The sequence below is a fragment of the Stenotrophomonas sp. BIGb0135 genome (genome assembly GCF_024810105.1).
GTDB lineage: Bacteria > Pseudomonadota > Gammaproteobacteria > Xanthomonadales > Xanthomonadaceae > Stenotrophomonas > Stenotrophomonas maltophilia_AB.
The window spans coordinates 67,742-93,721 of the sequence record NZ_JANUDX010000011.1; the positions used below are offsets into that span (position 1 = coordinate 67,742).

22 protein-coding genes are annotated in these 25,980 nt (G+C 69.0%); 16 read left to right on the forward strand and 6 right to left on the reverse strand.

Features of this window, described 5'->3' with window-relative positions; genetic code table 11:
* Nucleotides 1-45 precede the first annotated feature (45 nt).
* The 4 genes from M2421_RS18140 to M2421_RS18155 all read left to right on the forward strand — a co-directional run bounded on the left by M2421_RS18140 (nucleotide 46) and on the right by M2421_RS18155 (nucleotide 6,209).
* The gene (locus tag M2421_RS18140) at nucleotides 46-1,338 is read left to right on the forward strand and encodes a TolC family protein (protein WP_259209403.1); all 1,293 of its coding nucleotides are present in this window, start codon (nucleotides 46-48) and stop codon (nucleotides 1,336-1,338) included.
* Entirely contained in the window at nucleotides 1,335-2,315 is a 981-nt protein-coding gene (locus M2421_RS18145; RefSeq protein WP_259209405.1) for an efflux RND transporter periplasmic adaptor subunit, read from the forward strand. Before M2421_RS18140 ends, M2421_RS18145 begins: the two co-directional genes overlap by 4 nt.
* A gap of 38 nt (nucleotides 2,316-2,353) precedes the next feature.
* Nucleotides 2,354-5,533: a CusA/CzcA family heavy metal efflux RND transporter gene (locus M2421_RS18150; RefSeq protein WP_259209407.1), complete on the forward strand. Its 3,180-nt coding sequence runs from the start codon at nucleotides 2,354-2,356 to the stop codon at nucleotides 5,531-5,533.
* A gap of 181 nt (nucleotides 5,534-5,714) precedes the next feature.
* On the forward strand, nucleotides 5,715-6,209 hold the full coding sequence (locus M2421_RS18155; protein ID WP_259209410.1) for a hypothetical protein: 495 nt from the start codon (nucleotides 5,715-5,717) through the stop codon (nucleotides 6,207-6,209).
* Between the two features lie 228 nt (nucleotides 6,210-6,437).
* On the opposite strand, the gene M2421_RS18160 is transcribed toward M2421_RS18155, so the two are convergent.
* Entirely contained in the window at nucleotides 6,438-7,679 is a 1,242-nt protein-coding gene (locus M2421_RS18160) for a glycosyltransferase (RefSeq protein WP_259209412.1), read from the reverse strand.
* 292 nt (nucleotides 7,680-7,971) lie between these two features.
* Here M2421_RS18160 and rpmB point away from each other — a divergent pair, with 292 nt between their 5' ends.
* From rpmB to M2421_RS18190, 6 genes are all read left to right on the forward strand, one after another.
* A complete protein-coding gene (rpmB, locus tag M2421_RS18165) occupies nucleotides 7,972-8,208 on the forward strand; it encodes a 50S ribosomal protein L28 (RefSeq protein WP_005411638.1) in 237 nt (78 codons plus the stop codon).
* A gap of 10 nt (nucleotides 8,209-8,218) precedes the next feature.
* Complete coding sequence (gene rpmG, locus M2421_RS18170) at nucleotides 8,219-8,386, forward strand: 50S ribosomal protein L33 (RefSeq protein ID WP_172407465.1); 168 nt, start codon at nucleotides 8,219-8,221, stop codon at nucleotides 8,384-8,386.
* A 549-nt stretch (nucleotides 8,387-8,935) separates the two neighbouring features.
* Nucleotides 8,936-10,354, forward strand: a complete 1,419-nt coding sequence (cls, locus tag M2421_RS18175) for a cardiolipin synthase (protein ID WP_259209425.1) — start codon at nucleotides 8,936-8,938, stop codon at nucleotides 10,352-10,354.
* Between the two features lie 44 nt (nucleotides 10,355-10,398).
* Nucleotides 10,399-11,781, forward strand: coding sequence for an FAD/NAD(P)-binding protein (locus tag M2421_RS18180; RefSeq protein WP_259209428.1), 1,383 nt, complete (start codon nucleotides 10,399-10,401; stop codon nucleotides 11,779-11,781).
* Nucleotides 11,782-11,866: 85 nt separating this feature from the next.
* Entirely contained in the window at nucleotides 11,867-14,059 is a 2,193-nt protein-coding gene (uvrD, locus tag M2421_RS18185) for a DNA helicase II (RefSeq protein WP_259209430.1), read from the forward strand.
* Between the two features lie 443 nt (nucleotides 14,060-14,502).
* Nucleotides 14,503-15,057, forward strand: a complete 555-nt coding sequence (locus M2421_RS18190; protein ID WP_259209432.1) for a hypothetical protein — start codon at nucleotides 14,503-14,505, stop codon at nucleotides 15,055-15,057.
* Nucleotides 15,058-15,365: 308 nt separating this feature from the next.
* On the opposite strand, the gene rtcR is transcribed toward M2421_RS18190, so the two are convergent.
* Entirely contained in the window at nucleotides 15,366-16,976 is a 1,611-nt protein-coding gene (rtcR, locus tag M2421_RS18195; RefSeq protein ID WP_259209433.1) for an RNA repair transcriptional activator RtcR, read from the reverse strand.
* Nucleotides 16,977-17,281: 305 nt separating this feature from the next.
* On the opposite strand from rtcR, the gene M2421_RS18200 reads away from it, so the two are divergent.
* Both M2421_RS18200 and rtcA read left to right on the forward strand, forming a co-directional pair.
* The gene (locus M2421_RS18200; protein WP_259209435.1) at nucleotides 17,282-18,502 is read left to right on the forward strand and encodes an RtcB family protein; all 1,221 of its coding nucleotides are present in this window, start codon (nucleotides 17,282-17,284) and stop codon (nucleotides 18,500-18,502) included.
* 49 nt (nucleotides 18,503-18,551) lie between these two features.
* A complete protein-coding gene (gene rtcA / locus M2421_RS18205; protein ID WP_259209439.1) occupies nucleotides 18,552-19,568 on the forward strand; it encodes an RNA 3'-terminal phosphate cyclase in 1,017 nt (338 codons plus the stop codon).
* Here rtcA and M2421_RS18210 read toward each other — a convergent pair.
* Both M2421_RS18210 and M2421_RS18215 read right to left on the reverse strand, forming a co-directional pair.
* Nucleotides 19,558-19,989 (reverse strand): DUF6326 family protein, encoded by a 432-nt coding sequence (locus M2421_RS18210; RefSeq protein ID WP_259209448.1) that lies wholly within the window; start codon nucleotides 19,987-19,989, stop codon nucleotides 19,558-19,560. The genes rtcA and M2421_RS18210 overlap by 11 nt on opposite strands.
* Entirely contained in the window at nucleotides 19,967-20,719 is a 753-nt protein-coding gene (locus M2421_RS18215; protein WP_259209450.1) for a DUF4386 domain-containing protein, read from the reverse strand. Before M2421_RS18215 ends, M2421_RS18210 begins: the two co-directional genes overlap by 23 nt.
* Before the next feature lie 254 nt (nucleotides 20,720-20,973).
* Here M2421_RS18215 and M2421_RS18220 point away from each other — a divergent pair, with 254 nt between their 5' ends.
* The 3 genes from M2421_RS18220 to M2421_RS18230 all read left to right on the forward strand — a co-directional run bounded on the left by M2421_RS18220 (nucleotide 20,974) and on the right by M2421_RS18230 (nucleotide 22,399).
* Nucleotides 20,974-21,246 carry a hypothetical protein gene (locus tag M2421_RS18220; protein WP_259209451.1) on the forward strand — a complete coding sequence of 91 codons (273 nt, stop codon included), beginning with the start codon at nucleotides 20,974-20,976 and terminating at the stop codon, nucleotides 21,244-21,246.
* A 71-nt stretch (nucleotides 21,247-21,317) separates the two neighbouring features.
* Nucleotides 21,318-21,878, forward strand: a complete 561-nt coding sequence (locus M2421_RS18225; protein ID WP_259209452.1) for a sugar O-acetyltransferase — start codon at nucleotides 21,318-21,320, stop codon at nucleotides 21,876-21,878.
* 74 nt (nucleotides 21,879-21,952) lie between these two features.
* A complete protein-coding gene (locus tag M2421_RS18230) occupies nucleotides 21,953-22,399 on the forward strand; it encodes a universal stress protein (protein WP_259209455.1) in 447 nt (148 codons plus the stop codon).
* Nucleotides 22,400-22,448: 49 nt separating this feature from the next.
* Here the strand turns inward: M2421_RS18230 and M2421_RS18235 are convergent, their stop codons facing one another.
* Complete coding sequence (locus M2421_RS18235) at nucleotides 22,449-22,688, reverse strand: hypothetical protein (protein ID WP_259209456.1); 240 nt, start codon at nucleotides 22,686-22,688, stop codon at nucleotides 22,449-22,451.
* 85 nt (nucleotides 22,689-22,773) lie between these two features.
* A complete protein-coding gene (locus M2421_RS18240; protein WP_259209459.1) occupies nucleotides 22,774-23,052 on the reverse strand; it encodes a DUF2782 domain-containing protein in 279 nt (92 codons plus the stop codon).
* A 96-nt stretch (nucleotides 23,053-23,148) separates the two neighbouring features.
* Here M2421_RS18240 and polA point away from each other — a divergent pair, with 96 nt between their 5' ends.
* Nucleotides 23,149-25,920 (forward strand): DNA polymerase I, encoded by a 2,772-nt coding sequence (gene polA, locus M2421_RS18245; protein ID WP_259209461.1) that lies wholly within the window; start codon nucleotides 23,149-23,151, stop codon nucleotides 25,918-25,920.
* The last annotated feature ends 60 nt before the right edge of the window (nucleotides 25,921-25,980 follow it).

A 25,980-nucleotide genomic window follows, 5' to 3' on the forward strand; every position in this document is an offset into this window, starting at 1 on the left:
CGCGCGCCGCCGTTGTCCATCTGAACCGTTATCTGGAGATTCCCCATGTGGATGCGCCTGGCAGCCTTGGCTGTCGTCGCGTTCGTGCCGTGCGTGCATGCGCAGGGTACGAAGACGCCTGACCCGTTGACCCTCGACGACGCCATCGCGCGCGTCGCCCAATACCACCCCGGCCTGCGCCTGGCCGATGCGCAGCGCCCGATCTGGGACGCCCGCCGCGATGCGGCAGCGCTGACGCCGCCGCTCACCGTCGGCGTGGAGCTTGAAAACGCGCTCGGCACCGGCGATGCCAGCGGCTTCCGCAGCGCCGAGCTGACCGTCACCCTGGCCGGCGTGCTGGAACGCGGCGGCAAGCTGGACGCGCGCCGTGCGGTGGCCCAGGCCAACATCGACAGCCTGGCCCCGCAGCGCGAAACCGCCCGCCTGGATCTGCTGGCCGAGGTCGCCCGCCGCTATCTCGCCATCACCGAGGCGCGCCAGCGACTGGGCATCGCCAGCACCGACATCGAGCAGCGCAGGCGCGCGGTCGCCGCCGCGCGGCTGCGCCTGCAGGCCGGCGCCTCGCCCGAATCGGTGCTGCTGACCGCGCAGGCGATGCTGGCCCAGGCCGAACTGGACCGCGATCGCGCGCGCCAGGCCGACCAGTCCGCGCGCGCCGCGTTGTCCGCGCTCTGGCGGCAGCGTGATCCGGGCTTCGACGTGGTCACCGGTGACCCCCTGCAACTGCCCGCGCTGCAGGACTTTGCGGTATTGGCCGAGGAACTGCAGCGCACCCCGGAACTGGCCCTGCTCGCCGGTGAGCGCCGTATCCGCGAGGCGCAGGTGCAACTGGCGCGCACCGCCGCGCGACTGGATCTCAGTTGGCAGGTCGGCGTCCGCAACACCCGCGACAGCCGCGACACCGCCTTCGTGGCCGGTTTCAGCCTGCCGCTCGGCAGCGTCGCCCGCGCCGCCCCGGAGATCCGTGCCGCCGAGGCCGAGCTGGCGCTCAACAGCGTCGAACGCGACGCGCGCGCGCTGCAGCTGTACGCCACGCTGGCCGAGGCGCACGGGCGCTACCTGACCGCGCAGCTGGAAGTCACGCGCATGGCGCGCGATGTGCTGCCGCAGCTCAAGCGCGCCGAGAACGCCGCCGAGAAGGCCTGGCGTGCCGGCGCCATCAGCTACATGGAATGGGCGCAGCTGCAGGCCATGCGCATCGACGCGCGCCAACGCCAGCTCGATGCCGCCATCGCCGCACAGACCGCGCTGATCGAAATCCAGCGCCTGACCGGCCAAAGCATGGTCGCCGCCAGCGCCCCCCCCACGCCCCACGTGTCCACGGAGGACCGCCGATGAACCGTTCCGCACATCGCATCGCGCTGGCCGCCACGCTGCTGCTCGCCGCACTGGCCTTGACCGGCTGCGGCAAGGACGCCCCCGCCACGGCCCCCGCCGACACCGACCAGGGCCATGGCGACGCCGGCCACACCGACGGCGACGACGACCACGACGCGCCGGAGCGCACCACCATCGCCGCGGCCATGGCCGAACAGGCGGGCATCCGCGTCGCCCCGGTCGCTGCCGGCACCATCGCCGACGAACACGACGTGCAGGGCCTGCTGACCCCGGTCGATGGCCACGTCGCCCAGGTGATGGCGCGCTTCCCCGGCCCGATCCGCTCGCTGCGTGCCAACGTCGGCGACAGCGTCCGCGCCGGCCAGGTGCTGGCCAGCATCGAGAGCAACCTCAGCCTCACCACCTACACCGTCAGCGCACCGATCGGCGGCGTGGTGCTGGCGCGCCAGGCCCAGGTCGGCGGCGTGGCGGGCGAGGGTGCACCGCTGTTCGAGATCGGCGACCTGTCCACGCTGTGGGTGGACCTGCACATCTTCGGCAACGATACCCAGCACATCACCGCCGGCGTCCCGGTCACCGTGTCGCGCATGACCGACGGCGTCAGCCAGACCACCACGCTGGAACGCGTGCTGCCCGGCACCGCCACCGCCAGCCAGAGCACCGTGGCCCGCGCCACGCTGCGCAACGACGATGGCCTGTGGCGGCCCGGTGCGGCGGTCAAGGCACGCATCGTGGTGGCCACCCAGCCGGCCGCGCTGGTGGTGCCGCTGGCTGCGGTGCAGAGCATGGACGGCAAGGACGTGGTGTTCGTGCGCGTCGGCGATACCTACACCGCGCGTGCCGTCACCCTTGGCGCGCGCGATGCCGGCCAGGTCGAAGTGACCGAGGGGCTGAAGGCGGGCGAAGACGTCGTTGTCGAACAGAGCTACGTGGTCAAGGCCGACATCGGCAAGGCGGGGGCATCGCATGAACATTGATCGCGTGCCGCGCGCGGCGCAGCGCGGAGGATGCCCGCATGCTTGAGCGCATCATTGGCGCCTCCATCGCCCATCGCTGGTTGATGATGACCCTCACCGCCGTGCTGGTCGCGGTCGGCGTCTGGAGCTTCACCCAGCTGCCCATCGACGCCACCCCGGACATCACCAACGTCCAGGTGCAGATCAACACCGCCGCACCCGGCTACTCGCCGCTGGAGACCGAACAACGCATCACCTACCCGGTGGAAACGGTGATGGCCGGGCTGCCGCGCATGGAGCAGGCGCGCTCGCTGTCGCGCTACGGGCTGTCGCAGGTCACGGTCGTGTTCGAGGACGGCACCGACATCTACTTCGCCCGCCAGCAGGTGGCCGAACGCCTGCAGCAGGTGAAGTCGCAGATTCCCGACGGCCTGGACCCGCAGCTGGGCCCGATCTCCACCGGCCTGGGCGAGATCTTCATGTACACCATCGACGCCGATCCCAAGGCACTCAAGGCCGATGGCACGCCGTACACCGCCACCGACCTGCGCACCCTGCAGGACTGGGTGATCCGACCGCAGCTGCGCAACGTGCCGGGCGTGACCGAGGTCAACACGATTGGCGGTTTCCAGCGCCAGGTGCACATCACCCCGGACCCGGCGCGGCTGCGCGCGCTCGGCTTCACCCTGGAAGACGTCGCGCAGGCGGTGGAGGCCAACAACCAGAACGTCGGCGCCGGCTACATCGAGCGCAACGGCCAGCAGTTCCTGGTGCGCATCCCCGGCCAGGTGGCCAACCTGGAGGAGATCGGCAACATCGTGCTGGCCCGGCGCGAAGGCGTGCCGATCCACGTGCACGACGTGGCCGAGGTCAAGGATGGGCCGGAACTGCGCAGCGGCGCGGCCACCCAGAACGGCCACGAGGTAGTGATGGGCACCGTGGTGATGCTGATCGGCGCCAACAGCCGCGATGTCGCCCAGGCCGCGGCTGCGCGGCTGCAGCAGGCGCAGGCGAGCCTGCCCGAGGGCGTCACCGTCACCGCCAGCTACGACCGCACCGCGCTGGTGGACCGCACCATCGCGACCGTGGCCAGGAACCTGGTCGAAGGTGCGCTGCTGGTGATCGTGGTGCTGTTCCTGCTGCTTGGCAACTTCCGCGCCGCGCTGATCACCGCGGCGGTGATTCCGCTGGCGATGCTGTTCACGCTGACCGGCATGGCCCGCGGTGGCGTGTCGGCCAACCTGATGAGCCTGGGTGCGCTCGACTTCGGCCTGATCGTCGATGGCGCGGTGATCATCATCGAGAACTGCCTGCGCCGCTTCGGCGAACGCCAGCACGCCCTCGGCCGTGACATGACCCGCGCCGAACGCTTCGCCGAAACCGCCCGTGCGACAGCCGAAGTGATCCGCCCCAGCCTGTTCGGCCTGGGCATCATCACCGCGGTGTACCTGCCGATCTTCGCGCTCACCGGCGTGGAAGGGAAAATGTTCCACCCGATGGCGATCACCGTGGTGCTGGCGCTGACCGGTGCGATGGTGCTGGCGCTGACCTTCGTCCCGGCGGCGATCGCGTTGTTCCTCGGCGGCCACGTGCAGGAGAAGGAGAACCGCCTGATGGCATGGGTGCGCCGGCGCTATGAACCACTGCTGGCGTTCTCGCTGCGTCGCGGCCGCTGGATGGTGGCCGGTGCGCTGGTGCTGGTGGTCGGTTGCGGCCTGCTGGCCACGCGGCTGGGCAGCGAGTTCGTGCCCAACCTGGACGAGGGCGACGTCGCCATGCACGCCATGCGCATCCCCGGCACCAGCCTGACCCAGTCGATCCAGATGCAGAAGCAGATCGAAAACCGGCTGGTGCAGTTCGCCGAAGTGGACAAGGTGTTCTCCAAGATCGGCACGCCCGAGGTGGCCTCCGACCCGATGCCACCCTCGGTGGCCGACACCTTCATCATGATGAAGCCGCGCAAGGACTGGCCGGACCCGCGCAAGTCGCGCGCGGCACTGCTGGGTGAACTGGAAGAAGCCGTGGAGCAGCTGCCGGGCAACAACTACGAGTTCACCCAGCCGATCCAGATGCGCACCAACGAGCTGATCTCCGGTGTGCGGACGGACGTGGCCGTGATGTTGTTCGGCGATGACCTGGACACGCTGCTGGCGGTGGGCAAGCGGATTGCGGCAGTGGCGGGCAAGGTGCCCGGTGCGGCCGACGTGCGGGTGGAGGAAACCAGCGGCCTGCCACTGCTCACCGTCACCCCCAACCGCGCCGCGCTGGCCGGCTACGGACTCAACCCGGGGCAGGTGCAATCGACCGTGGCCACCGCGGTCGGCGGCCAGGTGGCCGGCCAGCTGTTCGAAGGCGACCGCCGCTTCGACATCGTCGTGCGCCTGCCCGAAGCGCTGCGCCAGGACCCGGCCGCGCTGGCCGACCTGCCGGTCTCGCTGGAGAGCGCGCTGGCCGACGATGCCGACGAATCCAGTCGCGCCGGCAGCTGGCGCAGTGGCAGTGCACGCACCGTGCCGCTGCGCGAGCTGGCCACGCTGGGCAACACCGAGGGGCCCAACCAGATCAACCGCGAGAACGGCAAGCGCCGCATCGTCGTCACCGCCAACGTGCGCGACCGTGATCTGGGCGGTTTCGTCACCGAGCTGCAGCAGCGCATCGGTCGCGACGTGCAGGTCCCCAACGGCTACTGGATCGAGTACGGCGGCAGTTTCGAACAGCTGATCTCGGCCAGCCAGCGCCTGGCGATCGTGGTGCCGGTGACGTTGGCGATCATCTTCGCGCTGTTGTTCTGGGCATTTGGTTCGGTCAAGGATGCCGCGATCGTGTTCAGCGGCGTGCCGCTGGCGCTCACCGGCGGCGTGCTTGCCCTGGCCGCACGCGGGATCCCGCTGTCGATTTCCGCGGGCGTGGGGTTCATCGCGCTGTCCGGCGTGGCGGTGCTCAACGGCCTAGTGATGATCAGCTTCGTGCGCAGCCTGCGCGATAGCGGCTTGACCTTGGCCGATGCAGTGCGCGACGGCGCGCTCGGCCGCCTGCGCCCGGTGCTGATGACCGCACTGGTGGCGTCGCTGGGCTTCGTGCCGATGGCCTTCAACGTCGGCGCCGGCTCGGAGGTGCAGCGCCCCCTGGCCACCGTGGTGATCGGCGGCATCGTGTCGTCCACGTTGCTGACATTGCTGGTGCTGCCGGTGTTGTACCGGTGGTTGCATCGGAAGGAGGCTGGCCCGGTTGTCGGGTAGCGCCTGGCCACTGGTCGAATGAACCGTGACGCAGCAGGCACGCAACAACGTGCCTGCTGCGCGGTAGATCTGTATTGCCGTCAGCGTGCTGTTCGACGTGTGGCATGCGTCGCGTTAATGGCTCGACCATCGCCGCTAACATCAACCGCTCAGCCAGCAGGCCGGCGCAAGGAGAGCGGCAGTGTCGTATCGGCAATTCCAGATCGGCACACAGATCTATGACCTGACGCATCTGGATCCTTTCACTGTCTCGGTGATGGTGTACGGAACGCGGGTCGAGGTGGATGTGATGTTCAGCTTCCACCTTTTCACCGACCAGAAGGGCAAGGGCCCTCGATTCGAGCATCACATTGAAGAGCGCTACTTCTGCGTGGATCGCTATCGGTTGAGTCACGACGTCGCACGCTACATGCGCGGTCCGTTTTTCGAAGCGTCAGTTCGCCGGCACGTGCACCAGGTTCGCGGGCAGGCGCGCGAACAGTACTTTTGCACCGATATGGGCCATGGCGACATCATCTGGACCCGGATCACGCGGCGCGCCGAGCAGAACCGGGCGCACGTTTGGGTGGCCAGCGCCTACAACCGCGATTGGCAGGGCCAAGTACTCCCGCATGGGCATGGTTTGTTTCGTGTGGTCAAAGTCCTTGCCGCCAAGCTGGGCATCCATCGCCCCTGAACGAAAAAAGCGCCCCATCGCTGGGGCGCTTTCAAATTTCGTTCTCGGTGATTCTCTATCGCGTCGGCTTTCGCTTATCCCGCCAAAGGCTGAGGAAAGTACAGGGCATGCCCGACTCCGCGGCACTACCTTCCTGTTGCCAGGTCCCGATCAGCAGTGCTTGGCGAGCATGATCGCATGCGGTTGGAGCCATGTAAAACCGGATGGGGCGCCCCGTTAATGTTCATTTCAAGGCCCTCTTGCCAGTTCACGTGCCGGGATGATGCCCAACCAGCGTTCGATCCGGGCGACAGCGTTGGCCACCCCATCTTCGACCGTCATCGCCCGGCCAAGCGCGTTGGCACGCGATCGGGTGTCAGCCCGCTCTGCAACAGCGATGGCACTGGCCAGCCGGGCCGCATCCAGCCGCTTGGGCGACAACGCTGCCGGTGCGACCCCCAACTGCTGCAACCGATCCGCCCAGAAGAACTGGTCGGCGGCGAACGGCATCACCAGCGAGGGCACGCCGGCGCGGCAGGCCGAATGCGTGGTGCCGCTGCCGCCGTGGTGGATCACCAGCGCACAGCGCGGGAACAGCGCCTCGTGCGGGGTGGGGCCGACCACGAACACCTGCGGGGGCAGGGTGCCGCTGGGCACGCCGGCCCAGCCGGGAAACAGCAGCACCCGGCGCGGTGCCAGCGCCTGCAGCAGGGCGGGCAGCACGTGGTCGCGATCGAAGCCGGTCATGCTGCCAAAGCCCAGGTACACCGGCGCCGGCCCGGCGTCGAGGAAGGCCTGCAGGTCCGCCGGCGGGTGCCAGGCCAGGTCCGGGGCGCGCCACTGGCCGCAGATACGGTGGTCGGCGGGCCAGTCCGGGGGCGGCGGCAGCAGGGTGGGCGAAATGCCGTACAGCATCGGCAGGTCGCGCCACAGCGTGCGGCGCGGGGGCATGCCCAACGCGTGCCGGGCGTGGTTGATCGGCTGGCGGAAGGTCCGCCAGACGGCCTGGTTGACCAGCGTGTAGCTGAGCCGGTTGAGCGCGCCGGGCAGGCGCAGCCGGGGCAGGAACGGGGACAGGAACGCGCGCGTGGGGGTCAGCGGGATCATGCCGGCGCCGATCACCGGCAGGCCGTGGCGTTCGGCCACGCACATGCCCACGAACGCGGCCAGTCCACCGGTCAGCACCGCATCGCAGCCGGCCGCGGCCGCGTCGGCCTGGCGCATCCACGCCGGCACGTGCTGGCGGGCCATCCGCGCCAGCCCGCGCGAAGCGGCCGGGGTGTCGTTGCCGCGCGATACCAGCGCCACCACGTCGTCATGGATGTCCCCTTCCAGCGCCGCATGCGGTACGCCCAAGGCGCGCGCGCTGCCCAGGGTGCCGCCTTCGGCCAGCAGCATCACCTCGTGGCCGGCGGCGATCAGGCCGTGGCACAGCATCACCAGGGGGCGGGTGTCGCCTTCGGTGCCATAGGTCACGACGAGCAGCCGCATGGGTGGGATCCGGTGGGGGAGGGCCAGTATTGCCGCCCCGCTGCAGTGGCGGCGCGAACAGGCGGCGTAGCCAGACCGCCGCCGCCCTGTGGACAACTTGCGCCGGCCCGGGGGCTGCGGCATAATGCGCGGCTCGCTGTGTCCAAAAACCTTTGGATCGGCGGCCGGGAACACGTCATCCGGCCCGCCCTCGACAGCGTAACCCTTTGATTCTCATGACGTGTGGCGGGAAACCGCCGAGGCCGCCGTCGCCCGGGCTATGGGCTGACAATTACTTTCATCGAGGTGCGCAATGTCCCGCGTATGCCAAGTTTCCGGCAAGCGAGTGCAGACGGGTAACAACGTCTCGCACGCCAACAACAAGACCCGTCGTCGTTTCCTGCCCAACCTGCACGAGCGCCGCTTCTGGGTTGCCAGCGAGAACCGCTGGGTCAAGCTTCGTGTTTCCGCGCATGCCCTGCGCACCATCGACAAGAACGGTATCGATTCCGTTCTGGCTGAGCTGCGTGCGCGCGGCGAAAAGGTCTGAGGAGTAACTAATCATGGCAGGCAAGCGCGACAAGATCCGTCTGATTTCGACGGCCAACACTGGCCACTTCTACACGACGGACAAGAACAAGAAGAACACCCCCGGGAAGATGGAATTCCTGAAGTACGATCCGGTCGTGCGCAAGCACGTCCTGTACAAGGAAGGCAAGATCAAGTAATCCGCAAGGATGCTTGCGCTTCCCCGAAAAAAGACCCGCCCTCGTGGCGGGTTTTTTTTTGGTTCTTCTTTCATCTGCGTGGCAAGCACGAAGCGCGCTGTGAATCTTTTTTAGCGCAGCGGTCGGTGGGTCGGGCCCAGCGCCCAACCCACCGACGGCCCTCAGAAGCCAGCTTTCCCGCTCGTTTCCGCAAGCCGAGCGCCGCAGCGGCCGGTAGGCTCCTGGGCAAAATAAAGGAGGAGGCCGCCAGGCCGGGGGACACTACGCCAGGGGCCTACCGGCTGTTACGGGGCCCTCACGCTCGCGACAGAACCGAACGAAGACACCGCCATCCATACGGCCCCCGCGCTACCTGGCTACACGCATGTCGCCACATTCAATCTGCGACGTCCCTTCGAACGAGACGCTCCCCTCCATGGGAGAAGTCTTTTCATCGCGGCGTCGAATGCGCCTTAGACCGAACGACAAGGAGTCGGCCAGCAGCCGGCACTACCGGGTGCATACACCGCCCATGTCAGAATACCTGCATACCTCCCGACGGGCGACGCGATGCTGTTCGAGTGGCTGCTGGGCTCCTGGTTGTTGATGCTGGATTGGCTGATCCGGCTGGCCGCGCTGTTCTGGATCCCCACCCGCACCACGCCGGGCGCCGCGCGCAGCTGGCTGCTGCTGGTCGGCTTCGTGCCGCTGCTGGGCCTGCCGCTGTACCTGCTCTTCGGCCACCCATGGCTGTCGCGCCAGCGCGTACAGCGCCAGGCCGAGGCGTCCCAGGTCATCCGCGAGGAACAGGCGCTGCAGCCGCCGCTGCGCTGGACCCCCTTGCCCGACACCGCCACCGCCGAAATCGTCCCGCTGATCGAGCGCCAGGGCGATTTCATGCCCATCCACGGCAACGCGGTCGAACTGCTCGTCGACTATGACGCCTCGCTGCAGGCCCTGATCGAGGATATCGACCAGGCCCGCGACCGCGTCCACCTGCTGTACTACCTGATGCTCGACGACGCGGTCGGCGAGGCGATCGTGCAGGCCCTGCAGCGCGCCGCCGCCCGCGGCGTGCATTGCCGCCTGCTGTTGGACGCAGTGGGTGCCAAGCGCGGCCTGCGCCATTACCGGCATCGGCTGCAGGCCCTGGGCGTGGACGTGCGCGCGATGCTGCCCGGCGGCCTGCGCTGGCGCCGCAGTGGCCGCATGGACCTGCGCAACCACCGCAAGATCGCCGTCATCGACAACCGCGTCGGCTACATCGGCTCGCAGAACCTGGCCCAGCCACAGTTCGTGCCGGGGTTCCCCAACAAGGAACTGGTCGCGCGCGTGCGCGGCCCCGGCGTGGCCCACCTGGAGGCGGTGTTCGCCAGCGACTGGTACATGGAGACCGGCCAGCGCCTGGACGTCATGACCGCGGTACCGGTGTGCTCGGCCGACGTGGCCACCCAGCTGCTGCCCAGCGGCCCCGCCTACCCCTTCAGCAACGCGCGTGATGCGGTCAATGCCCTGATCCACCTCGCACGCCGGCGGATCGTGCTGGTCACCCCGTACTTCGTGCCCGACGAGGCCACCCTCAGCGCACTGCGCATCGCCGCACTGTCCGGCGTGCAGGTGCAGCTGATCCTGTCGGCCAGCAACAACCAGCGCCTCACCGCGTGGGCGCAGGAGGCCTATTACGACGAGCTGCTGCGCGCGGGCGTGCGCATCGCGCTGTACGAACCGTGCTTCCTGCATGCCAAGCACCTCACCGTGGACGAAGACATCGCGCTGGTCGGCTCGATCAACCTGGACATCCGCTCGTTCGCGCTCAACGCCGAGATCGGCATGCTCTGCTACGACACCGGCATCGTCGCCCAGCTGCTGCAGATCGAAAGCGACTACCTGCTGCAGTCCCGCCACCTCACGCTGGACACCTGGCGCCAGCGTGCGGCGTGGCGACGCAGCCGCGAAGGCATCGCGCGATTGGCGGACGCGCTGATGTGAGCGCGTTGCCAGCGCACGCGCAGGCATCGCCTACAATGCTGGCCATGAGCGCATCCGATATCTCCCGCCAGTGCGACCTGGCCATCGTCGGCGGCGGTGCGGCCGGCGTGCTGGTCGCGTTGCAGGCCCTGCGCGGCGCCTCCCGTGCGCTGCACATCGCCCTGTTCGAACCGGCCTCGGCGCTGGCCCAGGGCATCGCCTACGCCACGCCATGGCCCGAACACCTGCTCAACGTGCCGGTGGGCAAGATGAGCGCGTTGCCGGACGCGCCGGATGATTTCCTGGCCTACCTGCTGCAGATCGACGCGTTCCCGGGCCGGTCGCGCGACGCACTCGCCGCCGACTATGCGCCGCGGCGCCTTTACGCCGACTACCTGCAGGCACGCCTGGAACAGGCAGGCGCGGCCAGTGCGGCACGCCTGGAGGTGGTGCACGCGGCGGTACTCGGCCTGCAGCCGGGCCCGCAGGCCCAGCAGCTGACGTTGGCCAGCGGCGAACAGTGGCAGGCGCGCCAGGTGGTGCTGGCCTGCGGCAACAGCATGCGGCCCCTGCCGGTGCCGGGCGCCGAGGCCCTGCCACCGGGCAAGGTCGTGGATGCCTGGGATTACGACGGCGTACGCCTGCTGGCCGGCGATGGCGACCTGGCCATCATCGGCTCGGGCCTGAGCATGGCCGACAGCGTGGTGGCGCTGGCCAACGCCGGGCATCGTGGCCGCATCCACGTGCTGTCGCGTCACGCGCTGCTGCCGTTGGCGCACGCGCACGGCGGCGCGGCCACATTCGATCCGCAACCCCTGCTGGCCATGCCACTGCGACAGAAACTGCGCGTCCTGCGCGGCCACGCACGCGACGCTGCCGCACAGGGCCTGCCGTGGCAGGCGGTAATGGACAGGATCCGTCCGCTTGGCCAGGCGCTGTGGCGGGGCCTGGACGCGGCCGACCAGCGCCGTTTCCTGCGCCATGCCGTGCGCTACTGGGACGTGCACCGTCACCGCATCGCCGAACAGGTACACGCGCAGGTGGACGCGCTGGAGCGGTCCGGCCAGCTGCAGCGCCACCGCGCCCGCCTCGATACGGTGCTGGTGCTGGACGGTACCCTGCAGGTGCACGCGCATGGCGCCAATGGCGGCCTCGCGCCCTTGCAGGTCAGCGCATTGATCAACGCCACCGGCGTGGAAACCCGCGCCACCGCGATGCGCAATCCGCTGGTGCAGCAGTTGCTGGCCGACGGCCACGCGCGCCCGGGTCCGCACGGGCTTGGACTGGATACCTCGGTCGAGCACGGCCAGCTGCTGGATGCCAGCGGCCAGCCGCATCCGGCAGTGCAGGTGGTCGGCAGCCTGCGCATCGGCACGCTGTGGGAAAGCCTGGCCATCCCCGAGCTGCGCGGGCAGGCACAGCAGGCCGCGCGCGCTGCGGTGGCCTGAACCCGGCAGGCGCGATGGGCGGGGTTCGCTGAATCGGTTGGGCGCCAGGCCGGTCGGATCGCCCCGCACGGGGTAAAATGAGCCCATGGATGTCTCCCATTTGCTCGACGGGCTCAACCCCGCCCAGCGCGAAGCTGTGTCCGCCCCGCCCGGCCACCATCTGGTGCTTGCCGGTGCCGGTTCCGGCAAGACCCGCGTGCTTATCCACCGCATCGCCTGGCTGAATGAAGTCTGCGGCGTGCCCACCCATGGCATTTTTGCGGTCACCTTCACCAACAAGGCCGCCGGCGAGATGCGCCACCGCATCGACCTGCAGCTGCCGCAGGGCAGCCGCGGCGCGTGGATCGGCACCTTCCACGGCCTGGCCCACCGCCTGCTGCGCCTGCACTACCAGGATGCCAAGCTGCCCGACAGCTTCCAGGTGCTCGACTCGGACGACCAGCTGCGCCTGGTCAAGCGCGTGGTGCAGCAGCTGGAGATCGACGACAGCAAGCACCCGCCCAAGCAGATCGCCTGGTGGATCAACGAGCAGAAGGACGAAGGCCGCCGTCCCCAGCACATCCAGCCCGAGCCGCATGACGCGTGGCTGGAAACCATGCGCCAGGCCTACATCGCCTACCAGGAGCGCTGCGACCGCGCCGGCCTGGTCGACTTCGCCGAGCTGCTGCTGCGCGCGCATGAACTGCTGCGCGACAACCCGGCGCTGCTGGCGCACTACCGCTCGCGTTTCCGCGAGATCCTGGTGGACGAGTTCCAGGACACCAACGCCATCCAGTACGCCTTCGTGCGCGTGCTGGCCGGCGACAGCGGGCACGTGTTCGTGGTCGGCGACGACGACCAGGCCATCTATGGCTGGCGCGGCGCCAAGGTCGAGAACGTGCAGCGCTTTTTGAAGGATTTCCCCGGCGCGCAGACCGTGCGCCTGGAGCAGAACTATCGCTCCAGCGCCAACATCCTCGGCGCGGCCAACGCGGTGATCGCGCACAACCCGGACCGCATCGGCAAGGAACTGTGGACCGACAGCGGCGACGGCGACCCGATCGACCTGTACGCGGCCTACAACGAAATGGACGAGGCGCGTTACGTGGTCGAGCGCGCGCGCCAGTGGGTGCGCGATGGCGGCAGCTACGGCGATGCCGCGGTGCTCTACCGCAGCAACGCACAGTCGCGCGCCTTTGAAGAAGCGCTGATCTCCGAGCAGGTGCCGTACCGCGTGTATGGCGGCATGCGCTTCTTCGAGCGGGCGGAAATCAAGGACGCGCTGGCCTACCTGCGGTTGATGACCAACCGCAACGATGACGCCGCCTTCGAGCGCGCGGTCAACACGCCCACGCGTGGCATCGGCGACCGCACGCTGGACGAAGTGCGCCGGCTGGCCCGCACCCACGCGATCTCGCTGTGGGAGGCCACCATGCTGACCACCCAGGGCAACGAACTGGCTGCGCGTGCGCGCAATGCGCTGGCCGGGTTCCTGACCTTGGTCAACCAGCTGCACGGCGAAGCCGGCGAGATGACCCTGGCCGAGCGCATCGACCACGTGCTGCTGCGCTCTGGCCTGCGCGAACACTGGTCCAAGGAAAGCCGCAACGCGCTGGATTCGGAGTCGCGCGCGGACAACCTGGACGAACTGGTCTCGGTGGCTTCGCGCTTCGTGCGCCGCGAGGACGACGTCGAAGAGACCGGCGAGACCATGAGCGAGCTGGTCGCGTTCCTGTCCTACGCGTCGCTGGAGGCCGGTGAAGGCCAGGCCCAGGCGGGCGAGGAAGGCGTGCAGTTGATGACGCTGCACTCGGCCAAGGGCCTGGAATTCCCCATCGTGTTCCTGGCCGGCATGGAAGACGGCCTGTTCCCGAGCGCCCGCTCGCTGGAAGAGAGCGGCCGGCTGGAAGAGGAGCGCCGCCTGGCCTACGTGGGCATCACCCGCGCGCGCCAGAAGCTGGTGCTCAGCTACGCCGAATCGCGGCGCATCCACGGCCAGGAAAACTACAACGTGCCCTCGCGCTTCCTGCGCGAGATCCCGCGCGAGCTGCTCAACGAAGTGCGCCCCAAGGTGCAGGTCTCGCGCACAGCCTCGCTCGGCGCCAACCGGGTGATGGGCCACGCCGCGCTGGAAGCACCGCCGCTGAAGCTGGGCGCGATGGTCAACCATCCCAAGTTCGGCGAAGGCATGGTCACCGACTACGAGGGCAACGGGCAGCACGCCCGCGTGCAGGTCGAGTTCGCCGATGCCGGCAGCAAGTGGCTGGTGATGGCGTACGCCAACCTGACCGTGATCTGACGCTGGCGCGCCACGGACGACGCGCCACGCCCACCCGCGGTAGAGCCGAGCCATGCTCGGCTCCACAACAGGAAGCGCAGCCCGAACGTACCGATGGCACCCCACAAGGTAGAGCCGAGCCATGCTCGGCTACACAACAGCGATCGCAGCCCCAACGCGCCGATGGCACCCGCGCGAGGTAGAGCCGAGCCATGCTCGGCTACACAACAGCAACCGCAGCCCAAACGTGCCGATGGCACCACGCACGGTAGAGCCGAGCCATGCTCGGCTCCACAACAGCGAGCACAGCCCCAACGCGCCGATGGCACCCGCGCAGGTAGAGCCGAGCCATGCTCGGCTGCGTAACATTGAGCGCAGTCCGAACGTGCCGATCGCAGCGCGCACAGCAGCCGAGCATGGCTCGGCTCTACAATGGCCGGTATTCCGCTAGCGCAGACCGCCCCATGACCGATTCGCCGCTGCACATCACCGTCAAGTTGAACGCGAAACTCCAGCCGGAGCACCGCCACGAGCTGTTCGAGGACCCGCTCGACGCCTTGCTGGAAAGCGCCGGGCTGGGCCAGCTTACCGGCGGCGGCACCGCGCTGTCCGACGACGGTGAAGTGGAGTACGGCGACATCGAGATCGCGCTGAACGACGCGGCCTCGCTGCCGGCGGTGGTCGAACTGCTGGAACAACTGGGCGCGCCGAAGGGATCGCTGATCCAGCGCGCAGGCGAGCCCGACCAGGCGTTCGGTGTCACCGAAGGCCTGGCGCTGTACCTCAACGGCACCGACCTGCCCGATGAGGTCTACGAGCAGTGCGACTCGAATTATGTGTTCGAGCAGATCGTCGAGCGCATCGACGGGGTGGGCGAAATCTGCAGCTGGTGGCAGGGGCCGACTGAAACCGCGCTGTACCTGTACGGCGTGTCGTTCGAGACCCTGCGCGAGCGTATTGCCGACCTGGTGGCTACCTATCCGCTGTGCCAGGGCGCGCGCGTGGTGAAGGTCGCCTGATCGGCGTGCAGCCGACCGACGGTCGGCTCTACGGTGGGGCGGGTGTGCGTGCAGCCGAGCAACGGTTGGATCTACGGTGGGGCGGGTGTGCGCGCAGCCGACCAACGGTCGGCTCTACGGTGGGCGGGGTGTGCGTGCAGCCGACCGACGGTCGGCTCTACGGCGGGGCGGGTGTGCGCGCAGCCGAGCAACGGTCGGCTCTATGGTGGGCGGGGGGTGCGTGCAGCCGACCAACGGTCGGCTCTACGGTGGGCCGGATCCGGGTAGAGCCGACCGTTGGTCGGCTGCCGTCCGAAGCCCCGCAACGCTCACGCCGTATCGACCGCCCGCGCCGCCCCACGCACCTGTTCCCAGTCCAGCCCGAACTTCGCCAGGTACTTGCGCAGCCGGTCGGCATCATTGGTGCTGGCCCGCTGCGCGCGCGACACCGCGAACAGTTCGCGCCCGGCCGCCGACAGCGACGCCGAGCGGGCGCACACACGCACCACGTCCTCCAGCTGCACCCGGTCAAAGCGGTCCAGCCCGTTGACGGCCTCGCCCAGCAGCGCATCCAGCGGCGAGGCGGTCGTGCCGTCGTGCCACTGCGCGCGCAGCCGGGTGATTTCCTCTTCCACGCCCTCGATCTGGATGCGACCGGCCGTGGCCAGCGTCGCCAGCCGCATCAGTGATGCGCCCAGGTCGCGGAAGTTGCCGCGCCAGGTCGCTTCGGCGCTGGTGGCGAAGGCCAGGTAGCGCGTCCTGGCCTCGACGTTGAAGCGCACGCGTTCGTGCTGTTCGCGCGACCATCGCTCCAGCTCGAACTCCAGGTTCGGCTCGATGTCCTCGCTGCGCTGGGCCAGGCCGGGCAACGCGTAGGTCCACAGGTTGAGCCGGGCCAGCAGGTCCTCGCGGAAGCGCCCCTGGCGCACCGCCGCCTGCAGGTCGCGATTGGTGCCGGCGATCAGCTGGAAATCGCTCTCCACCTCGCGGTCGCTGCCCACCGGCAGGAAACACTTCTCTTCCAGTGCACGCAGCAGCATGGCCTGCTCGTCCTGCCCGAGCTCGCCGATTTCATCCAGGAACAGCAGGCCCTTGTCGGCCGAGCGCAGCAGCCCGGCGCGGTCGGCCGAGGCTCCGGTGTAGGCGCCCTTGGTATGGCCGAACAGCGTGCTCATCGCCCCATCGCCGCGCAGGGTGGCGCAGTTCACCTCGACGAAGCGGCCCGGCAACTGGTGCTTGAGCTTCTTCAGCGCGAAGACGCGCTTGGCCAGCTGGCTCTTGCCGGCGCCGGTGGGGCCCATCAGCAGCATCGGCGCGCGCGAACGGGTGGCCACGGTCTCGATCTGCTCGATCATCCGGTTGAACGCACCATTGCGGGTGGCGATGCCGCCCTTCAACAGGTCGCGGTCCAGCAGCTGTTGCCGGGCGAAGCGCTGGGCGATGTGGTCGTAGCGCGACAGGTCGAGGTCGATCACCGCGTACGTGCCTGCTGCCCCCGCATTCTGTTTGCGCGGGGGCGAGGTCTGCAGCAGCCGGCCGGGGAAGTGCCGGCTCTCGGCCAGCAGGAACCAGCAGATCTGGCTGACATGGGTGCCGGTGGTGATGTGGATGTAATAGTCCTCCTCGTCCGGCTGGAACGCATAGCCGGCCAGGAAGTCATGCAGGCACGCATACACCCCCTCGAACTCCCAGGGATCGGCCATGTAGGTGTCGTGCACGTGCACGGCCATTTCCGGCGCGGTCAGTGCCAGGTCCTCACGCACCTGCGCGGCCAGCTTGCCGAAGCGACGCTCGTCCAGCAGCAGCTCGACACGGTCGGGTACGAAGTCCTCGTGCATGCCAAGCGCCACCGTGGGCCGCCATTTCTGCCAGCGGCCGGGGCCGCTGCCCGCGTCGAGCTGGGTGCCGAGCATGCCGAACACCACCTGTCGCTTTGCCATATCCATTCCTATAAAAGGCGCGCTTTGAATATATATAAAACCGAGGACAAGCGGGCCGGTGCCTGCCGGTGAATGAAGATAATCATTATTAAATCAATGACATGGAGCCAGCAGCAATAAGTTGGCACGCCGATTGCTCTACCCCCTGCAGGACGCGACGAAGGCCACCACGGCCGGGTCGCTGCAGACGGTGCAGCCGCAGGGATGCGGCACGCGGCACTGCCCGGCTGGCAATGGGGCCAGCCGGGCCGGACCGGGCGTTGCACGCACTGCTTCCCCCAGGACATCGCACAAGGAATACGGACATGAGCAACAACTACGACGTCATCCAGCAGCCGGGCGCGGCCCCGATCAAGCTGTGGACCCGTGGCGTGGCGTTGGAAGACGCCGCCCGCGCGCAGCTGCAGAACATCGCGCAGCTGCCCTTCATCCACCGCTGGATCGCGGTCATGCCCGACGTCCACCTCGGCAAGGGCGCGACCATCGGCTCGGTGGTGCCGACCATCGGTGCGATCATCCCGGCCGCGGTCGGCGTGGATATCGGCTGCGGCATGATCGCCACCCGCACCACGCTCACTGCCAGCGACCTGCCCGACAACCTCTCGGCAGTGCGCAGCGCGATCGAGCGCGCCGTGCCGCACGGGCGCACTGTCGGCCGTGGCCGCGACAAGGGCAGCTGGGAGACGCCGCCGGAACTGGCCGTCGAGGGCTGGACCCAGCTGGTGGAGGACTTTGCGCTGATCTGCGAGCGCCACCCCAAGCTGAAGAACACCAACAATCTCAAGCACCTCGGCACGCTCGGCACCGGCAACCACTTCGTGGAGATCTGCCTGGACCAGGAGCAGCGCGTGTGGTTCATGCTCCACTCCGGTTCGCGTGGCGTAGGCAATGCGATCGGCACGTACTTCATCGAGCTGGCCAAGCAGGAGATGCGTCGCTGGATGATCAACCTGCCCGACCAGGACCTGGCCTACCTGCCCGAAGGCAGCACGCATTACGGCGACTACGTGTTCGCGGTCGACTGGGCGCAGCGCTTCGCGCGGATGAACCGCGAGATCATGATGCGCAACGTGGTGGCCGCGGTGCGCACGGTCATCAGCAAGCCGTTCGAGGCGCAGGCCGAGGCGGTCAACTGCCACCACAACTATGTCAGCCGCGAGCACCACTACGGCAAGGACGTCATGGTCACCCGCAAGGGCGCGGTGAGCGCACGCAAGGGCGAGCTGGGTATCATCCCCGGCAGCATGGGGGCCAAGAGCTTCATCGTGCGCGGGCTCGGCAACGAGGAAAGCTTCAACAGCTGCAGCCACGGCGCCGGCCGCGTGATGAGCCGTACCCAGGCGCGCAAGCTGATCAGCGTGGACGACCACGCCAAGGCCACGGCGCACGTCGAATGCCGCAAGGACGTGGAGGTGGTCGACGAGTCGCCGGCCGCCTACAAGCCGATCGAGGCGGTGATGGCGGCACAGCGCGACCTGGTGGAGATCATGCACACGCTGCGCCAGGTGGTATGCGTCAAGGGCTAGGGCAATCGCGCGCGGCGTACACTGCGCCGCGCGCAGGAGGAACACACACATGGACATGATCGAGATCGACGGCAGCCAGGGCGGCGGCCAGCTGCTGCGCTCGGCGCTGACGCTGAGCCTGTGCACCGGCATCGGCTTCACCATCCAGGACATCCGCGCCAGGCGCCGTCGTCCCGGCCTGATGCGCCAGCACCTCACCGCGGTCAACGCGGCCGCGCGGGTGGGCAGCGCCTGCACGCACGGTGCGGAGCTCGGTGCCACCGCACTGCGCTTCGAGCCGGGCCCGGTGTGCGCGGGCGAGTACCAGTTCGCTACCGGCAGCGCCGGCTCGGCCACGCTGGTGCTGCAGACCGTGCTCCCGGCACTGTGGCAGGCCGATGCGCCGTCGCGGCTGCGGCTGGAAGGCGGCACCCACAACCCCCTGGCACCCAGCGCGGATTTCATCGCCGACGCCTACCTGCCGGCCTTGGCGAAGATGGGCGTGCAGGCGTCGCTGCAGCTGCAGCAGCATGGCTTCCACCCGGCCGGCGGCGGCGTCATGCAGGTCGAGGTGGCGCCGTGCGCGGCGCTGCAGCCGCGCGTGTTCGACGCGCGCGGCGCGCTGGCTTCGATGGAGGCCAAGGTGCTGATGTCCGGGCTGCCCGGCGACATCGGCCTGCGCGAGCTGCAGGTGCTGGCCGAAAAACTCGGCGTGGACCCGCATCCGCGCCACGTGCACGCGGTGCGCCCGGCATTGGGCCCGGGCAACGTGGCGCTGGTGCATGTGCGCCATGCCGAGCATGTGGAGGTCTTCAGCGGCCACGGCGAGCGCGGCGTGTCGGCCGAGCAGGTCGGCGCGCGCCTGGCCGGGCAGGTGCGCCAGTACCTGCAGGGTAGCGGCTGCGTCGGTGAGTACCTGTCCGACCAGCTGCTGTTGCCGATGGCGCTGGCCGGCGCCGGCGCCTTCACCACCCGGGCGATCAGCGCGCACCTGGCCAGCAACGCACGCCTGATCGAAAAATTCCTGCCGGTCGAGTTCGACTGGCAGCCGCACGACGGCGGGTGGCGGGTGACGGTCAGTCGTTGACCGCGCGCGCCACCTCCCTGCGCGGCCATCGCCACGCCACCACCACGGTGGCCAGCGACAGCGCAATCTCGATCACCCCCAGGGTGAGGTAGAACCACCATGCGCCGGGCATCGTCAACAGCATGATGGCCGCGTACACCAGGCCGAAGCCGATGTTGAGCCAGCGCGCCAGCGACGCCGGCGCCACCAGCGACAGCAGCACCATCAGTGCCGGGATCGCCAGCATGACGGCCGTGCCCACCAGCGTGCCTTCGCTGACCGGTCCGACCGGGCCGGTGCCGTTGATCATGCCCTGCAACTTGCCTGGCACGTACAGGCCGAAGTAGTCGCCGTAGATGTAGCAGAACATCAGCGCGGTCCACAGCGCCGACAGCTTGAAACGCACGTGGACCGGTATGTCATGCAACGCGGATGTGCTCATGGCCGTTCTCGTCGGGAAAGTGGGATGCGGGCGGCGGCGGGCCGGCCATGCTGGCCCGTGCCCCGAACAGGGCCAGCCACAGGCCGCTGCCGATCTCGCCGAGCGAGGCCGGCAGCGTGGCGTAGTCGGAGAGCACCGTCGCGGCATAGCCGGGGATCAGCAGCTCGCCAAACACATTGAGCAGGTAGCCGACGCCGCCGAGCATCAGCAGCACGCCGAGCGCGCGCGGGATGGCGCGCGTACGCCACACCAGCCAGCCGAACGGCAGCAGCCACAGGCCCCAGAACATACTGGCCAGGAAGATCTGGCTGCTCCAGCTTTTCAATGCGGCCATCGCCAGCATCTGCAGCTGCCCCGCCGCCAGCACCCTCGCCAGCGCCGGGTCGGTGAGCAGGTTCACCGCGTCCAGGCGATGGGCCAGCGCGGCCAGCGCGATCGGTACACCCGTGACCGCCAGTGCCACCATCAGCGTGGCGGCCGGCCGATGCGCGGCGGCGAACACGCGGTACAGCAGCAGCGGCAACAACAGGAAGGCGATCTGCTCCAGGGCGAAGGCGGCGATGCCGGCGCGGAACAGGCCGGCCTGCGCGGTCACGTTGGCCAGGGTGGCGGCGGGATCGTCGCCGACGCTGATCCGGGAGGGCACGTAGGCCAGGCTGAAGATGCCGGTGGCGATCACCACCAGATACACCGCGCCGGCCAGGCGGCCGGTCCGCTGCTGCATTGCCATCGCGCCGCTCCGGGTACCGGTGGGAAGGACCGGTTGCCGCCACCGTACGGGGCCGGTCAGGCGGCGGTGACTGCCGGAAGTCACGCGCCGACGGACGGTAGGACAGCGCATCGCCGGTGCCGGCGGCCACCACCGCCGCGACTCGTCGGCTCCGACCCGGCACTCATCCCGGATTTGCCGGGATTCGTCGCGTGCCGCTTGTGGGGCCGCGGCCCGGCGCCCAGAGTCTGGCGCTGTCCGCTGGGAGCGCGCAAATGAACAAGGGAATTCCGTACCTGCTGGCTGTTCTTGTCGCGCTGACGCTGTCGGCGGGCTGGGCGGCGCCGGTGCTGGCCCTGTTCGAGCATGCGTACAGCTGCCTGCAGGGCGGTGGCGGGCTGGACCTGGTGCGGCTGCGCTGCGAACCCCGCCCCGACGGCCTGGGCGCACTGCTGGGGTCCTGGCCGTTCTGGGCGACCGCCGCGGGACTGGCGGCATCGGCACTGGCCGCCACGCGTCTGCCGCGGTGGCCCCGGTCACTACGCTGAACGCGCGTCGCGGGGCGCACCCCGCGCGGGCCGAACACGGCATCATCAGCAGCCCGAAGCAAGGATCGACCATGGCGCTGAGCGAAAAGGAAAAGATGCTGTCCGGCCAGCCGTACCGGCCGGGCGACCCGGAACTGCAGGCCGCGATGGCCGCGGCCAAGCACTGGATGGTGCGTTACAACGCCGCCCTGGCCGAATCGCCGTCGGGGCGCCGCGAGCTGCTGCGCGAGCGACTGGGCGAGGTCGGCGATGGCGCGGTGATCCGCCCGCCGTTCCATTGCGACTACGGCAGCCACATCCGCCTGGGCGCCGGCGTCTTCCTCAACTACAACTGCGTGATCCTCGACGTGGCCGAGGTCAGCATCGGCGAGGGCACCCAGATCGGCCCGGCCGTGCAGATCTACGCGGCCGACCATCCCCGTGACCCGCAGGCCCGGGCGAGCGGGCTGGAACTGGCCCGGCCGGTGCGGATCGGCCGCAATGTCTGGATCGGCGGCGGCGCCATCGTGCTGCCCGGGGTCAGCATCGGCGACGGGGCGGTGGTCGGCGCCGGCAGCGTGGTCACCCGCGACGTGCCGGCTGGCGCGACGGTGGTCGGCAACCCGGCCCGGGCCGTACCGCCGCGCGATTGATCCGGCTCAAGGCGTGGCGTCCACAGGGGGTGTGCAATGGTAGCCATCCCCTTTCCCCTGGATGGAGCCGTGCCATGTACAAGCGAATCCTGATTGCCACCGACGGGTCGGAGCTGTCCGAAAAAGGGCTGCTCAAGGGGCTTGAACTGGCCAGGGACCTGGATGCCGAGGTCGATATCGTGACGGTGTCCGAGCCGTGGGCGGTGGGCATGTACGACGCGATGGGCTGGAGCGTGGGCTACATGAACAGCCCCGAGTACAAGGCCGACCGCGAAGAGACCGCGCAGAAGCTGCTGGCGCCGGCCAAGGCCACCGCCGAGGCCCAGGGCCTTCGCGCCAACGTCGTCCACGTGCTGGACCGCTACGCCGCCGACGGCATCATCGATACCGCCACCGAGCGCAGCAGCGACCTCATCGTGATGACCTCGCACGGCCGCCGTGGCGTCACCCGCGTATTGCTGGGCAGCCAGACCGCCGAGGTGCTGGCCCGCAGCACCGTGCCGGTGCTGGTGATCCGCTGACGACCGGCACTGCCTGGCGCGGGGCCGCCTCGACGGCGGCGCGTTCGGTTCAGTCGCGCAGCTTCAGCGTCTGCGACTCATCCAGGCTGCCGTCGGGCTGCAGCACCACGTAGCGTTCGCCGGCGCGGTCGAACAGCACCGGGATCGGGTCGCGGAACAGCGGGCGGCGCACGAAGCGCAGCTGCCAGCCAAAATGTTCCAGCGTCTCCACCGCCTGGCGTTGCTCGGCGGTGAGTCCGGCCCGCAGCTGGACGGGATCGGGGGGCTGGCGGCGTTCGGGTGTATTCATCCGGTACAACGAAGCGGCAGGGGAGACAGCTGCGCCTGCAAGCGGCGTTCCAGCACCGCAGGCAGGGGCAGCGCGGCGGCGGCGGTCACCAGCTGTAGAGCTTCCAGTACACCGGCGAGACGCCGTCCTTGTCGCTGTCCATGCGGCCATCGCCGTTGCGGTCGTACATGTAGTACGGCGCACCCTGCGCCGGGGTCACCTTGACCATGCGCAGCTGGCCACCGACCCGGTATTCGTCGATCGTATCGCCATTGGCCAGGGTCTTGTTCGTGACATCGGCGCCGCTGACATCCACCGGGGGCATGCCGCCGGAGGTGGCGCAACCGGCCAGTGCGAGCAGGCCAACCAGCAACAGGGTTCTCATGGGCCGAGGTCCTAGGGCGAGGGGAGCCCGATTATGCCCCACGTACCGTGAGCCGCGTGCCTAGGGCGCGCCGGGCCGGGCGCGTAGAATCGTCGCATGAGCCGATTAGTCCTGATTGACGGGTCCAGTTACCTGTACCGCGCGTTCCACGCGCTTCCGCCGCTGACCAATGCCCACGGTGAACCCACCGGCGCGTTGTTCGGCGTGGTCAACATGCTGCGCGCCACCCTGAAGGAGCGCCCGGAATACGTGGCGTTCGTGGTCGATGCGCCCGGCAAGACCTTCCGCGACGACCTGTATGCCGATTACAAGGCCAACCGCCCGCCGATGCCCGACGACCTGCGCCCGCAGATCGAGCCGATGTGCCGCATCGTCGAGGCGCTTGGCCTGAGCATCCTGCGCATTCCCGGCGTGGAAGCCGATGATGTGATCGGCACGCTGGCGCTGCAGGGCCACCAGGACGGCCTGCACGTCACCATCTCCACCGGCGACAAGGACTTCGCGCAGCTGGTGCGCCCGGGCATCGAACTGGTCAACACCATGAGCGGCAGCCGGATGGATTCGGATGCGGCGGTGATGGACAAGTTCGGCGTGCGCGCCGACCAGATCGTCGACCTGCTGGCGCTGATGGGCGATGCGGTGGACAACGTGCCCGGCGTGGAGAAGTGCGGGCCCAAGACGGCCGCCAAGTGGCTGGCCGAGTACCAGCACCTGGACGGGGTGATGGCCGCCGCGCCCGGCATGAAGGGCAAGATCGGCGAGAACCTGCGCGCCGCGCTGGAGCGCCTGCCGCTCAACCGCGAGCTGGTGACCATCCGCACCGACGTGCCGCTGGACGCCAGCCCGCGCACGCTGGCCCTGCGCGACCCCGACGTGCCCGTGCTGGGCGAGCTGTACCTGCGCTACGGCTTCACCCAGGCGCTGAAGGAGCTGGGTGGCCCGGCAGCGGCGGCGGTGGCTGCCAGCGACGCCACGGTGAGCCTGCGTGGCACCGCGGCCGGCTACGCCCGCAGCGCCCTGGCCGAGGCCCCGGCGCCGCTCGATCCGGCACTCTCCGCGCCGGGTGACTACGAGATCGTGCTGACCACCGAGCAGCTGTCGGCCTGGGTGGAGCGCGCCGAAGCGGCCGAGCTGATCGCCTTCGACACCGAAACCGATGCGCTGGACGCGATGCGCGCCAACCTGGTGGGCATCAGCCTGGCGGTCGAGCCGGGCAGGGCGGCCTATATCCCGGTCGGCCACGACTATCCCGGCGCGCCGGCGCAGCTGCCGCGCGCGCAGGTGCTGGACGCGCTGCGCCCGGTGCTGGAGAACCCGGCCAGGAAGAAGCTCGGCCAGCACGGCAAGTACGACCTGCACGTGCTGCGCCGGCATGGCGTGGACGTGCAGGGCTACCACGACGACACCATGCTCGAGAGCTTCGTGCTCAACTCCACCGCCACCCGCCACGACATGGATTCGCTGGCGATGCGCTACCTGGGGTACACCACGATCAAGTTCGAGGACGTGGCCGGCAAGGGCGCCAAGCAGATCCCGTTCTCGCAGGTGGGCCTGGACGAGGCGGCCCGCTACGCCGCCGAAGATGCCGACATCACCTTGCGCCTGCACCGGGTGCTGCAGCCCCAGCTGCTGGCGATCCCGGCGCTGGATGGCGTATACCGCGGCATCGAGATGCCGCTGGTGCCGGTGCTGGCCCGGATCGAGGCCAACGGCGTGCACATCGACATGGCCGAGCTGCGCCGGCAGAGCCAGGACCTGAGCGTGCGCATGCTGGCGGCCCAGCAGAAGGCCACCGAGCTGGCCGGGCACACCTTCAACCTGGATTCGCCCAAGCAGTTGCAGGCGGTGCTGTTCGACGAGCTGAAGCTGCCGGCACTGGTGAAGACCCCCAAGGGCCAGCCCAGCACGAATGAAGAGGCGCTGGAGGCGATTGCCGAGCAGCACGAGCTGCCGCGGGTGATCCTGGAGTACCGCGGCCTGGCCAAGCTGCGCAGCACCTACACCGACAAGCTGCCGGAGATGGTCAACCCGGACACCGGCCGGGTCCACACCAGCTACCACCAGTCCGGCGCGGCCACCGGCCGGCTGTCCTCCTCCGACCCGAACCTGCAGAACATCCCGATCCGCACCGAGGACGGCCGCCGCATCCGCCGCGCCTTCGTGGCCCCGCCGGGGCGCAAGATCCTGGCCTGCGACTACTCGCAGATCGAGCTGCGGATCATGGCCCACCTGTCCGAGGACCCGGGCCTGGTACGTGCCTTCGAGCAGGGCGTGGACGTGCACCGCGCCACCGCCGCCGAGGTCTTCGGGCGGGCACTGGACGAGGTCACCCCCAACGAACGTCGCGCCGCCAAGGCGATCAACTTCGGCCTGATGTACGGCATGAGCGCGTTCGGCCTGGCCCGCAACCTGGGCATCGACCGCGGCCAGGCCCAGGACTACGTGGCGCTGTACTTCAGCCGCTACCCGGGCGTGCGCGACTTCATGGAGCGCATGCGCCAGCAGGCGCGCGACCAGGGCTATGTGGAGACGCTGGAGGGCCGCCGTCTGTACCTGAACGACATTCACGCCCGCAACCAGGGCCTGCGGGCCGGCGCGGAGCGCGCCGCGATCAACGCCCCGATGCAGGGCACCGCGGCGGACATCATCAAGCGCGCCATGGTCAAGGTGGACGACTGGCTGCAGGGCCAGGCCGGGCAGGCCCGGATGATCCTGCAGGTGCACGATGAACTGGTATTTGAAACCGAAAGCGAGTTTCTCGATACCTTGCGTTTGAATGTGGTCGAGCTGATGTCGTCATCGGTCCAGTTGCGGGTGCCGCTGGTGGTCGATGCGGGCGTTGGCGACAACTGGGATGAAGCGCATTGAGACGGAAATCACGGGGAAATGGCTGAATTGGTTCATTGGCGGTCGATTAACTGACTGTCG

Excerpts from the sequence above, each read along its gene's own strand:
- M2421_RS18150 (WP_259209407.1), top strand. The coding sequence starts at position 2,354 with ATGCTTGAGCGCATCATTGGCGCCTCCATCGCCCATCGCTGGTTGATG.
- M2421_RS18240 (WP_259209459.1), bottom strand. The coding sequence starts at position 23,052 with ATGAGAACCCTGTTGCTGGTTGGCCTGCTCGCACTGGCCGGTTGCGCC.
- M2421_RS18200 (WP_259209435.1), top strand. The coding sequence starts at position 17,282 with ATGAGCAACAACTACGACGTCATCCAGCAGCCGGGCGCGGCCCCGATC.
- M2421_RS18220 (WP_259209451.1), top strand. The coding sequence starts at position 20,974 with ATGAACAAGGGAATTCCGTACCTGCTGGCTGTTCTTGTCGCGCTGACG.
- M2421_RS18225 (WP_259209452.1), top strand. The coding sequence starts at position 21,318 with ATGGCGCTGAGCGAAAAGGAAAAGATGCTGTCCGGCCAGCCGTACCGG.
- uvrD (WP_259209430.1), top strand. The coding sequence starts at position 11,867 with ATGGATGTCTCCCATTTGCTCGACGGGCTCAACCCCGCCCAGCGCGAA.
- rtcA (WP_259209439.1), top strand. The coding sequence starts at position 18,552 with ATGGACATGATCGAGATCGACGGCAGCCAGGGCGGCGGCCAGCTGCTG.
- rpmB (WP_005411638.1), top strand. The coding sequence starts at position 7,972 with ATGTCCCGCGTATGCCAAGTTTCCGGCAAGCGAGTGCAGACGGGTAAC.
- cls (WP_259209425.1), top strand. The coding sequence starts at position 8,936 with ATGCTGTTCGAGTGGCTGCTGGGCTCCTGGTTGTTGATGCTGGATTGG.
- M2421_RS18145 (WP_259209405.1), top strand. The coding sequence starts at position 1,335 with ATGAACCGTTCCGCACATCGCATCGCGCTGGCCGCCACGCTGCTGCTC.
- M2421_RS18190 (WP_259209432.1), top strand. The coding sequence starts at position 14,503 with ATGACCGATTCGCCGCTGCACATCACCGTCAAGTTGAACGCGAAACTC.
- polA (WP_259209461.1), top strand. The coding sequence starts at position 23,149 with ATGAGCCGATTAGTCCTGATTGACGGGTCCAGTTACCTGTACCGCGCG.
- M2421_RS18140 (WP_259209403.1), top strand. The coding sequence starts at position 46 with ATGTGGATGCGCCTGGCAGCCTTGGCTGTCGTCGCGTTCGTGCCGTGC.
- M2421_RS18230 (WP_259209455.1), top strand. The coding sequence starts at position 21,953 with ATGTACAAGCGAATCCTGATTGCCACCGACGGGTCGGAGCTGTCCGAA.
- M2421_RS18160 (WP_259209412.1), bottom strand. The coding sequence starts at position 7,679 with ATGCGGCTGCTCGTCGTGACCTATGGCACCGAAGGCGACACCCGCCCC.
- rtcR (WP_259209433.1), bottom strand. The coding sequence starts at position 16,976 with ATGGCAAAGCGACAGGTGGTGTTCGGCATGCTCGGCACCCAGCTCGAC.
- M2421_RS18210 (WP_259209448.1), bottom strand. The coding sequence starts at position 19,989 with ATGAGCACATCCGCGTTGCATGACATACCGGTCCACGTGCGTTTCAAG.
- M2421_RS18180 (WP_259209428.1), top strand. The coding sequence starts at position 10,399 with ATGAGCGCATCCGATATCTCCCGCCAGTGCGACCTGGCCATCGTCGGC.
- M2421_RS18235 (WP_259209456.1), bottom strand. The coding sequence starts at position 22,688 with ATGAATACACCCGAACGCCGCCAGCCCCCCGATCCCGTCCAGCTGCGG.
- M2421_RS18215 (WP_259209450.1), bottom strand. The coding sequence starts at position 20,719 with ATGGCAATGCAGCAGCGGACCGGCCGCCTGGCCGGCGCGGTGTATCTG.